Here is a 10348-nt window from a genome sequence, read left to right as displayed (position 1 = left end):
TTCGCGAGGACACCCCCATGCCCGACCCCTTCGCCCTCAGTGGCCGTGTCGCCCTCCAGCGCACCGCGCTGCCCGAAGTCTCCCTCTCCGCCACGCCGGACGCGCCCGACGCGAAGGCCGCGACGCTGGAGAACCTGGCCGGCACGCGCGCGAAGCTGGACCTGGACACCTCCGTGCTCCGGGCGCTGGACGTGCGCATCTCCCGTCTGCCGCCGGTGCCCACGGTGCCCGTGACGCTCCAGGACCTGGTGCGCGCCGCGCGCCGCAGGCTCGCCTCCGAGCGCCAGCGCGACGTGGGCATCTGGGTGGACACGCGCGTGAAGCTGGCCACGCGGCTGGTGCAGAAGCTGGAGGAGTGATGCGCAAGCTGCTCGAAGCCAGCATGGGGCAGCGCTGCTACCTCTTCACCACGTTGGGCCAGGTGTACGTGGGCCTGGTGGTGGAGCTCATCGACGACGTCGTCCACCTCACCGGGCCGGATGGCGCCACACCCGTCTACATCAACCTGTCGGACGTCTCCGGCGTGCGCCAGTACGACGAGGACGACGACCTGGGGAGCGCGCGATGATCGAACAACTGCTGCAGCAGCTCATCGAACGCACGGAGAGCCGCTACTTCGGCAAGTACCGGGGCTATGTGACGAACGTCTCGGACCCCCTCAACCTGGGGCGCATCCAGTGCGTGGTGCCGCGCCTGATGGGGGACGTGGCCACGGGCTGGGCCATGCCGTGCACGCCATACGCGGGACCGGATCAGGGCCTCTTCGTGGTGCCGGACGTGGGCGCGGGCGTGTGGGTGGAGTTCGAGGGCGGAGACCTGTCCCAACCCATCTGGAGCGGCATGTGGTGGGGGCAGCCCGCGCTCGCGGACCTGGGCCAGCCGGACTCCACCGCGCGAGTGGCCCCGGACGTCAGTGAGATTCCCAAGCACGACTACCCGCCCCAGTCCGCGGTGCCGGGCGTGCGGATGCTCAAGTCCGCCACGGGCCACTACATCGTCCTGGACGACCGGCCGGAGACCGCGCGCGTGGAGATCCACGACCGGCAGGGCAACCGCGTCATCCTGTCCGCGGAAGGCCTGGACCGGCTCATCAGCAACGAGCGCACGGTGAACGAGGGCAACCGCTCCGCGGAGGTGGACGGCGACGACCACCTGGAGGTGGCGGGCAAGCAGGACGAGACGGTGGACGGCAGCCACACCCGCGACGTGGGCGGGGACGTGTCGCTGCACGTGACGGGGTCGCTGACGGAGAAGGTGGACGTGGCGGGCTACTCGCGCACGGTGGGTGGCAGCGGCGTGAAGGAGATCGTGGGCGGTCCGCGTGAGGACCGCATCCAGGGCAGCCACACGCGCATCGTCTCCGGCGCGTCGCAGGAGACGGCGGTGGGGGGCTTTGGCGTCACGTCCGGCGGCAACGTGAACCTCGCGGCGGGCAAGGCGGTGAAGGTGGCCGCGGCGATGCCGGACCTGCCGGGCCCGTCGCTCAACGCCGTTTCCATCGACGCGCTGATGGGCAACGTGTCCATCAACACGATGCTGGGCATGTGCCAGGTGGGCGGCCTCACCGCCATCTCGCCCATGGTGCTGGGGGACGGGCTGGCCATCCACTTCACGATGCTGGCGCAGATCCTCAAGGCGGTGAACCCGATGACGGTGGCCGCGTACGGGCCGCTCCTGGATGTCTGGGCGGCGATGACGCCGATGCTGGACTGGTCCTACTTCGGCTTCGTCAAGCGCATGCCGGTGGGGTGACGCGATGAAGGCTCCTGACTGGAAGCCATTGGAAGCATCGGTGCTGCGTGAGCGGCTGGAGGAGGTGAAGGCCCTGCTGCTCCAGGCGGCGGCGGTGGGCGTGGCCCAGGACGCCGAGCGGCTGGAGAAGCTGATGGAGCTGGAACAACGCACCCGGGAGGACGCGCGTGGCCGAGTTCAACGACGCCGCTATCGCTGAGCTCCACGGCGCGCTGGAGGCCTGCTGCGAGGACCTGGCGAAGGCACTGGAGGATGCGGAAGGCACGGACGCCACCGGCACTGAGGCCGGGGGCGGGCCCGCGTGGCGGCCGCTGCTGATCGGCGTGCCGCCGGGGTTGGCGCAGCTGGTGGGCATCATCAAGCCGCCGCTGCAGATCATCATCGCGGTGCTCCAGTTCGTGCAGGCGCTGCTCCAGGCGCTGGCGGCCATCCTCCTGGGGCTGCCGGATCCGTTCCGGGCGCTCATCCTCGCGGCCTACGAGCTGCTCAAGGACATCATCAACGACCTGCTCAACGCGGGAGCGTATCTCTACGCGGACGCGCCGGGCATCGGGCCCACGGAGACGAACCTGGCGGAGACGGGCTTCATCCCGAACATCCCCAAGGACTTCAAGGCGGGCTTCGCGCTGGAGCGTCCGCCGGTGACTCCGGACGGCTTCGCGCGCTGGGCGGGGCGGTTCGTCGCGTCCTTCGATGATCCGGGGGACGACTCGCGCCCGACGGTGACGGACGGCGCGCCGGTGCAGGCGGTGTTCATCGTGATGGCGGCGCCGTCGCTGGATGCGCTCCGGCAGGCGCTGTACCTGCTGGGCAAGCTGCTCAACATCAGCGCGTTCAAGAAGGCGTTCGAGAAGTACCCGAAGGGCGCGTTGGATCCGCGCCGCAGCCGGGCGCGCGGAAGGTCGGTGAAGCCGGACTGGAAGTCCGCGCGCATGCGCGACCTGTTCCCGGACCTGGAGAAGCTGCTCATCCTCCCGGAGGCGCTGAGGGCGCTGCTCCTGTCGGTGGACAACCTGGCGACGCTTCTGCGGAGTCTCGCCGCCGCGATGCAGGACAAGGTGCAGGTGTTGATGAAGCTGGCGCAGGCGGTGCAGGCCATCATCGACCTGCTGAACGCGCTCAAGTCCGCGGGCATGTACGCGCTGCCGGTGTCCACGACGGGCGGAGTGGCGGGGCTGAAGCAGGCCTTCCTCACGGCGACGAACAGGCCCCCGGGAGGCTACGTGGGAGGCATCTGTCTGCTGGCGGCGGGGCCCAACCTGGCGAAGGCCGCGATGCTCTGGGAGCTGCTGGGCCTGTCGTCCGCGATGGAGCTGGCGTCGGGAGACCTCACACTCCAGGACGTGAAGAAGGCCCTGCTGGAGAGCGAGGCCGCGCAGGTACTGGAGGCGAGCGGGGACGAGGTGAAGGACGCCTGGGGCAACCTGAAGACGAAGGCCCAGAAGCAGGCGGACAAGTTCGTGAACGCTGTGGAGAAGGCGCCCGAGCGGTTCGTGAGGGCGGTGGGGCGCACGCCAGATGAACTGAAGGCCGCTGCCGAGCGGAGCCGCTCCGCGCTGGTGGAAGTGCTGGACCAGTCGAAGGAGCACGTGGAGGAACAGAAGGAGATCCTGGAGGGCATGGCGTCCACGAAGCACGCCCAGCGCCGGGGAGGGCGTTCGCTGGCGATCGGCTTCGGAGGTCCGGGCGCGTCCGAACGTCCGCCGAGTCCGCAGCCCCCCGCGGCTGACGCGTCCACGCCGCCACCGAACACGCCAAAGAAGGGAACCGGCCCGTGAGCGCGGTGACACGCCTGAGCGCGGAGCTGGACGGCTGGACAGCGGCCTGGAAGCAGCTGGAGGCGTTCCTGGACCGAATGGACGGCGTGGCGGATCAGGACGCGCCGCACGTCCAGACGGTGTGCGCGCTCCTGCCCGTGTTCAACGTCATCGAGCGGGCCCGTCGTCGCGCGGTGGGCATCGCGCTAGCGCCAGCCCTGGCTGCCGCGCCCCGGGGCGAAGGACTGCCGAATGTGTCCGCCGGTTCGCTCGTGGGGAGTGAGAGCCGGCTGCCGGGCGTGGAGGAGCTGGAGTTCGCGGTGGGCACCATCGGAGCGGATGGAGACGGAAAGCTCACGGGAGCGGCGTTGCTCGCGGGAACGGTGACGCTGTTCGCCTTCCGCGACGAGAAGCACGGCGGCGAGGTGGCGGTGCGGGTGCCCACGTATGACTTCGGGCCCCTGTCGACGAGCGGCACCGTGGAGGACGCCATCGACGCGGGGCTCTTCACCACGGACCAGCGGAAGGATGCGGCGGAGAGCGGCGTCGCGGAGCTGGGGACCTGGACGGGCCTGCGCACCACGAGGCGGGCGGAGCTGAAGACGACATCGGAGACGGTGTCCCTGAGCAGCGTGCTGGATGGGCTGAGCGTCTCGTCGGCATCCAGCGCCTTCGACCCGGTGGCGTCCGGGGCCTCGACCCGCCAGAGCGAGTGCCTGTCGGACCGGAACGTGCTGCTCCAGGCGAAGGCCACGCTTGAGGAGCAGGGCGCGGCACCTGAGTTGACGGATGCGCTCCAACGCGCGGCGGACTCACTTCAGGCGTCGGCGACGGACTACGGCGCGGTGGCCACGGCGCTCCAGCCGCCACGCACCGTGACTGCGTCCGTGTCGGGGCTGGCATCGTTGAAGACCACGCTGCGGAGGGCGGATTCACCGGGCATCCCCGGCCAGCTGTCCAACGAGCTGACGACGTTGGACATCGAGGCAGGGAAGGGAATGGACGAGGCGGTGGCGTCGCGGCTGGCATATCCGGACGGGTCGCTGCGGATGCTCCGGACGTTGGAGTGGTCGCTGCGCTTCCACTGGGTGTTCCGTCAGCGATGGTTCGACGTGCGCAACCGGGCTGCGCTGGCACCGCTGCTGAAGCTCGTGCTGAAGCCATTCTGCGACAGCCTGACGCGAGTGCTCGCGGGACAGTCCACGGGAATCCCGCTGGTGGGACCGGTGGCCCTGGTGAAGGACACGCTCACGCAGGCGACGGCGTTGTCGGTGACGCCCACGGTGGACCTGGGACAAGTGCAGCCGGGACATGTGGCGAACGTGGGAGGGGACCGGCCCACGCTGGCGCTGGTGCTGGGCTGGGAGGTGAAAGGAGCCGAGAAGCGGCTGATCATCGCGCCGCTGAATGTGTCCATCGCGACGGATGCGAAGCTGCCCGGAGTCGCCGGAATGGTGAGGAGCGGGTCGTCCGTGAGTGGAAGCGCGGTGTCCATCTCCACGCAGGAGTTGATGGATGGACACGCGGCGGCGGGTCCGCAGGCGGACGGGGTAGTGCAGGAGATCATCGCCCTGGGCGCGAAGCTGAACCTGATCCTGGGGCAGGGCGGCGGCGCGCTGGGTCTGGTGCCGTCATCGGTGGCCGCGCCGTATCCAGGCCAGACGTTCAAGTTGCTGCCGCCGGTGGAAGTCGGCGCGACGCGACTGTTCCTGGATGGCAGCCCGCTGACGAGCACATCTGGCTCGAGCAAACCGGTGCAGGTCGCAAGGCCGGGGGAGCTGTTGCTCGTGCGCGGAGCGGACGACGAAGGGACGTGGTGGCAGGGAGTGGCCACCGTGGACACGGTGGACGTGCGCACAGGCGCGGCGGCCCGAGCGGACGATGAGGTGACAACGACGCCCACGCCGCTGTGCTGCGAGGACGACGAGGAGGTCGTGGTCATCACGCTGCGCGATCTGCAGATGCCCAAGGCGCTGGTGCGCGACGTGACGCTGCGGCGCGACTTCAAGGGCTTCGGAGGCCCGAGCCTCGCCACGGGAGTCATGCTCCCCATCGAGCTGGATTCAGGCACGGCCAACATCACGGTGCAGGACGGCGGCGTGACGAAGACGGTGTTGAGGGACCCGGAGTTGAGAGCCGCGACCACGGTCCTCAAGTCCTGGCTGGGAGTGCCGACATGAGCGAAGCCAGAGACGACCTCTTCGCGGTGGCCGCGCTGCTCGCGGAATTGGACCGGGTGCTCCATCCCCTGGAGCGGGGGGAGCGCGGAGAGTTCAAGGTGGATCCACCGCTGCCACCGTCCCTGCCAACGCCGGGTGCGCGGAGGCGGGAAGGGGAGCCAGGCCGCGCGGTGAAGACCGCCTCGCCATCGACAGGCCCCAGGTCCATGGGGCTCACGGAACCTGACAACGCGACGCCACCCGTGCTCAAGCGTCATGAGCGGGTCGGAGTCCCGGCCGTAACGGAACCCAGCGCACCCATCCGCCGTCGTGTTCCCCGACCTGTCGGTACGTCGGCACAGCTCCAGGAACCACGGCCACCGGTCGAACCCGTGAACCGAAGCCCAGATGGGCAACTGCCTTCCTCGCTCGCGCTCCCCGTTGTCCCCAGCGCCCCAGAGTTCCAGACGGAGGTCGCGGAGCCACGACCACTTCGGCCTCGCACCGCGGGCGGGGATGTCACTTCACAACGAAGCGACCGGCCCGAACCTGAAAGCCAGAAGGCCCCTGAGGTCCCTCTCGCCGTCGAAACACGCGTGAAGGCTCCAAGTCCGCGAAGGAGCCGGGTGCCGAGACCCGCTGTGGAGAGAAGCGCCGAATCCCCACGGATCCGCGCACGGGTCCCGGAGTCTCCAACACGCCGCCATCGCGTCGCGCGCGCCACCACCCAAGCGCCACCACAGGCGCTCCCAGTGGAGCAAAGAGAGACGTCCCCACGGGCATCGCCACGGAGGAGACGGACACCCCGAGCCCTGGATCGACTGCCGGCACCGGACACACGAAGGGCCCCACCGTTCCATGAGGAACTCGGGCCACGTCGTCATGACAGACCTGAGCCACGGACTCCGCATCCATCTCAATCGGAGGAACGGGGCGAATCCATCCTCTCCCCATCACGGGCCACGAGGCACACCACACCAGGCCCGGTGCACATCGACGTGAAGACGTTGCTTCCTCCGCCGCGAGTCCAGGCACCGCCACGACCCGAAGTCCCTGATGAAGAACCCGTGTGGGAAGAAGCCCCGGGACACGAACTGGAACCCAGCACACGGGCCTTCTTCATGAACGGTCGCCGACTCACGGCGAGGGACGCTGAAGCGCTCCATCAAGCAGAACAGCGACTGCGGCGCCGGATGGTCGGCCGTTCGCTGTGGAGGAGGCGAGGATGAACGCACTTCCTCCAAGACAGCGATTGGGCCACCTGCTGCGCTCCCTCGCGAAACAGCTTCCGGACCAGCTCGACGGCCTGTTGGAGAACGCCCGGTTCCGGGAGGGCGCCTCGGCGCTCCAACGACTGGCGGATCCGGCGCACGTGGAGAAGGCCCTGGAACGGATGTCGCCAGAAGAAGCCGGCTGGCTCGCGGACCTGCTCACAGAGCGCTGGTCCTGGATCGCGGACGTCCAACTGGAGCCCGAAGTGGCCATCGTCGCGCCAGACGAACTCTGGCTGGGCGCGGAACCCATCCGCGTGCCGTTGTCGCTCGCGGCGGTGGGGCTGGACGAAGGGCTCGAGGCGGTCTGGGAAGGCGCGGTCCTCCCAGGTCCACCCGCGGCCAGTGCCACGCTCCTGGCGAGACCTCCCGAAGGCAAGGCCCCCGGAGTCGCCCGGGTCCGGGCCCAGGTCCGAGCGAGCGTGAAGGGTCAGCGCTGCGTGCTCATCGCGCAGGCGCAGGTCACATTGAGGCGCCCGTCGGTGGTGGTGAGCGACGACCGGCGCAGGCTGCTGGTCCAGGACCACACGGGACGCCCGGCCGTGGGCTGCCGTCTGGAGATTGGCCCGGACGTGCACCTCACTGGCGCAGGAGGCCTGGTGGACCTGGAAGTCCCAGCGCAGCCCGGTGAGTCGCTCAAGCTGGAAGGCATCCCCGCCGGACGCATTCCCGGAGGCAACCCATGAAGACAATGACGTCCCAGACGCGGAAGACACCCGACCGCAAGCCCGCCATGAACAAGGCCATCGCGCCGTCGCAGCAGCCCAAGATGGACACAGCCAGGGCCCAACTGGGAACCGCGGCCAAGGGGCCCACGATGAAGGCTGCGGCCGGCGGCAGCTTCAAGGCGAAGAGCGCCCCCCGAGTCACGGCGAACCCCAACATCCGGATGCCAAAGAAGTAGCCCGCCCGACTCGACGGACGAGGACAGTGGCCGGTGGCTCCACGGGGAACGGGCCCCGGGCCTGCGGCCTCGGGAAACCTGTCCGACAGTCGGACAGGTTTGAGGCGCTTTGCTCCCGGAGGTGGCGGCCAGCCTGAAACTTCTCGCCATCCCAGGGGGCCCAGCTTCGTGCGCGGCAGTCCCGGCGTCCTCGCACTGCCAGTCAGCTTCAGGAGGCCAGCACCCACCGCACGGCGCCCACCCCCGCCGACACCTCGCGGCGCGAAGCGCACAGCGGCTGTTCCCGTCCCCCGCACAGCAGTCCCGCCCGCGCCCACTGCGGAAGCGAAGCCACGAGCTTCTCCACGCCCCAGGGCGAAGCCCGAATAGACCCGTCGTCCCGCATCGAATTACCCCAGGGGAACAGCCGCCCATCTGGCCCACGGGCCGCCATCTCCCATTCCTCGCTGGAGGGCAGCCGCAGCGCCACGCCTTCAATGCGTGACAGCGCCGAGCACAGCTCCTCTGCCTCCACGAGAGTGCACGGCAGTGGTTCCTCCGCGTCCGGCCCCGCGGTCCCCATCGGCCCCTGTGAAGCCGCCATCGCCCAGGCCGCCGCGGCCCGGCTCACGGGTACCCGAGCAACGAAGAACCCCGGAGAAATCACCCGCCGCAGCGTCGGCCCTGTCCCCAGCCAATGCTCCACCGGAGGCACCCAGCGCGCCTCCAACCCGGACCGGCGTAGCCTGTACGTGCCGTCCCGTTCCACCACTGCTTCGGGCAGTCCCACCGGGCGCGGCCCCAGATCCACCGGCGTCGTGAGCGCATGCAACAGCAGCGTGGGGTCGTCCCGAACATCCGCGGGGCCCGACAGCGCGCGCAGCAGCGGAGCCATCCGCTCGCGCTTCGGTGAGCCCTCTGGAGGCAGCGGTCGGCCCGCGAGCACATGGACCACCAGGTCCCGCAGGTTCGAATAGAACTGCCGGTCCCTCGGGTCCGCGCCCTCCCGCGTCGACGTAGGCATCCGAGCCTCGCGCAGCGCCGGCAGCACCTCCCTCGCCTGGAGCCGGGCCGCCGCCATCACCGCCGTCACCCGAACCTCCGCGTCCGCGTCCACCAGCGCGGAGCGCAGCACCGCGTCGACGTCCGGATTGGACGCCGCCTGATCATGGATGAGCCAGCGCAATACCTGCCGCCGCTGCTCCTCCCCTGGCAGGTGCGCGAACAGCACGGAGCGGTCCGGGTGCGCCTCCTTCTCCGCCTTCAACCGCGCGAACGCTTCCTCCGTCCCATCCGGCACCAGCGACGCCAGCACGCGCTCCGCGGTCCGAGACACGCTGAACTCCGGATGGAAGCGCAGCGCCGCCACGCGCTCCATCGACGAGCGCTCGCGCAGCGTCTCCGTGGCCAGTAACCCCAGCAACACTTCCCGCGTCTCCGACGAAGCCAGCAGCGCCGCGAGCGCCGGGGCCTCCATCACCGGCACCGCCTTGCGCACGGCCACCCATTCCCCCACGGCGTCAGGTCCGGAGAACTCCAGCACCCGAAGCCGGAGCACCGGGTTGAACGTGTAATGGATCGCCGAGTCCGTCCCGCGCTTCACGTACACCGCGAACTCCGGCTCGCCTGGGATGAGCGGAGGCGTCTGGCTTTCGGACTGGAGGAGCCAGCCCAGCGCGGACAGCACCCGGTCCATCGCCTCGAAAGAAACCTCAGGTCGGGCAACGAGAGCAGGGGAGCGCATCAGGTCGGTTTCACGAGTGCATGCAGCGACTCGCCCACCCGCGCCACCGGCCGCCCCTCCACGCCCACGAAGTACGCGCGAGCCGCCCAAAGCAGGTCACTCCACGAGACCTGCTCCGCGGCCTTGATCTTCGGAAAGCCCTCCACGAAGGACTCCCACGCGGGCCGCACCGCTTCAGACGGTGCCCCGACCTTCATCGCCGTCGCCAGGTAGCGCACGAAGCCCTGGACGTTGAAGCCGAACTGCTCCCCGGGCGTGAGCGTCGCCGGAAGCTTCCCACCCCCCACCAGCTTCGCCGCCAGGTCCGGCTCCCCCAGACAGAGCGCCACCAGCCCGCAGCGATAGAGCAACACGTCATCCAGCTTCTTCACCTTCTTCGCGAGGGCCTCCAGCCACGCCTTCGCGGGCGAAGCCGTCACCATTCCCTGCGCGGCCCCGCACGCTTCCGCCGCGTTCACGAAGGACAGCACCTGGAGGGCGACTCGCGGCGGATCCACCGAATCGAAGAACCCCCCGGCCTGCTCGACTCCAGCCGCACACAGCGGCACCAGGGGCGCGGCCGCCGTGCGGGCCTCCTCGGCTCCCGTCAACACGATGAGCGACGCGAGCACATCCGCCAGCGTCCGCAGGTATTGAACGGGCGTGTTCGCCTTCGTCAGCGCGATGGGCGAGAAGCGCTTCATGAGCTCGCGCGCGTGGGTGTCCTCTCCCCACTCGGCGGAGAAGAGCCCGGCCCAGGTGCCTGGAACGTTCACGGGGATTCCAGCCATGTCACTCCGCCT

Annotated in this window: 10 protein-coding genes; 8 read left to right on the top strand and 2 right to left on the bottom strand. The window is 69.7% G+C overall.

Annotation, left to right across the window (positions count from 1 at the left end; genetic code table 11):
- Positions 1–17 precede the first annotated feature (17 nt).
- The 8 genes from D7Y11_RS00175 (at position 18) to D7Y11_RS00140 (ending at position 7843) form a co-directional block, all read left to right on the top strand.
- Positions 18–359 (top strand): hypothetical protein, encoded by a 342-nt coding sequence (locus D7Y11_RS00175; RefSeq protein WP_121751455.1) that lies wholly within the window; start codon positions 18–20, stop codon positions 357–359.
- Positions 359–568, top strand: coding sequence for a hypothetical protein (locus D7Y11_RS00170; protein ID WP_120565664.1), 210 nt, complete (start codon positions 359–361; stop codon positions 566–568). The genes D7Y11_RS00175 and D7Y11_RS00170 overlap by 1 nt, the downstream gene beginning before the upstream one ends.
- A complete protein-coding gene (locus D7Y11_RS00165) occupies positions 565–1752 on the top strand; it encodes a phage baseplate assembly protein V (RefSeq protein ID WP_126932721.1) in 1188 nt (395 codons plus the stop codon). Before D7Y11_RS00170 ends, D7Y11_RS00165 begins: the two co-directional genes overlap by 4 nt.
- Before the next feature lie 4 nt (positions 1753–1756).
- The gene (locus tag D7Y11_RS00160; protein WP_120594156.1) at positions 1757–1951 is read left to right on the top strand and encodes a hypothetical protein; all 195 of its coding nucleotides are present in this window, start codon (positions 1757–1759) and stop codon (positions 1949–1951) included.
- Positions 1920–3530 (top strand): hypothetical protein, encoded by a 1611-nt coding sequence (locus tag D7Y11_RS00155; protein ID WP_126932720.1) that lies wholly within the window; start codon positions 1920–1922, stop codon positions 3528–3530. Before D7Y11_RS00160 ends, D7Y11_RS00155 begins: the two co-directional genes overlap by 32 nt.
- Positions 3527–5689, top strand: coding sequence for a hypothetical protein (locus tag D7Y11_RS00150; RefSeq protein ID WP_126932719.1), 2163 nt, complete (start codon positions 3527–3529; stop codon positions 5687–5689). The genes D7Y11_RS00155 and D7Y11_RS00150 overlap by 4 nt, the downstream gene beginning before the upstream one ends.
- A gap of 1204 nt (positions 5690–6893) precedes the next feature.
- Positions 6894–7625, top strand: a complete 732-nt coding sequence (locus tag D7Y11_RS00145; RefSeq protein ID WP_126932718.1) for a hypothetical protein — start codon at positions 6894–6896, stop codon at positions 7623–7625.
- Positions 7622–7843, top strand: a complete 222-nt coding sequence (locus tag D7Y11_RS00140; RefSeq protein ID WP_126932717.1) for a hypothetical protein — start codon at positions 7622–7624, stop codon at positions 7841–7843. Before D7Y11_RS00145 ends, D7Y11_RS00140 begins: the two co-directional genes overlap by 4 nt.
- 208 nt (positions 7844–8051) lie before the next feature.
- Here D7Y11_RS00140 and D7Y11_RS45110 read toward each other — a convergent pair whose 3' ends face one another.
- Positions 8052–9566, bottom strand: a complete 1515-nt coding sequence (locus tag D7Y11_RS45110; RefSeq protein ID WP_126932716.1) for an SUMF1/EgtB/PvdO family nonheme iron enzyme — start codon at positions 9564–9566, stop codon at positions 8052–8054.
- The gene (locus D7Y11_RS45105) at positions 9566–10336 is read right to left on the bottom strand and encodes a hypothetical protein (protein ID WP_126932715.1); all 771 of its coding nucleotides are present in this window, start codon (positions 10334–10336) and stop codon (positions 9566–9568) included. Before D7Y11_RS45105 ends, D7Y11_RS45110 begins: the two co-directional genes overlap by 1 nt.
- Positions 10337–10348: the final 12 nt, after the last annotated feature.

Origin of the sequence: Corallococcus sp. AB018, assembly GCF_003986945.1 — a bacterium.
GTDB lineage: Bacteria > Myxococcota > Myxococcia > Myxococcales > Myxococcaceae > Corallococcus > Corallococcus exiguus.
The sequence above is the reverse complement of the archived record's forward strand: the minus strand, read 5'-3'. Positions and strand labels throughout refer to the sequence as shown.

Excerpts from the sequence above, each read along its gene's own strand:
- D7Y11_RS00175 (WP_121751455.1), top strand. The coding sequence starts at position 18 with ATGCCCGACCCCTTCGCCCTCAGTGGCCGTGTCGCCCTCCAGCGCACC.
- D7Y11_RS00170 (WP_120565664.1), top strand. The coding sequence starts at position 359 with ATGCGCAAGCTGCTCGAAGCCAGCATGGGGCAGCGCTGCTACCTCTTC.
- D7Y11_RS00165 (WP_126932721.1), top strand. The coding sequence starts at position 565 with ATGATCGAACAACTGCTGCAGCAGCTCATCGAACGCACGGAGAGCCGC.
- D7Y11_RS00160 (WP_120594156.1), top strand. The coding sequence starts at position 1,757 with ATGAAGGCTCCTGACTGGAAGCCATTGGAAGCATCGGTGCTGCGTGAG.
- D7Y11_RS00145 (WP_126932718.1), top strand. The coding sequence starts at position 6,894 with ATGAACGCACTTCCTCCAAGACAGCGATTGGGCCACCTGCTGCGCTCC.
- D7Y11_RS00140 (WP_126932717.1), top strand. The coding sequence starts at position 7,622 with ATGAAGACAATGACGTCCCAGACGCGGAAGACACCCGACCGCAAGCCC.
- D7Y11_RS45110 (WP_126932716.1), bottom strand. The coding sequence starts at position 9,566 with ATGCGCTCCCCTGCTCTCGTTGCCCGACCTGAGGTTTCTTTCGAGGCG.
- D7Y11_RS45105 (WP_126932715.1), bottom strand. The coding sequence starts at position 10,336 with ATGGCTGGAATCCCCGTGAACGTTCCAGGCACCTGGGCCGGGCTCTTC.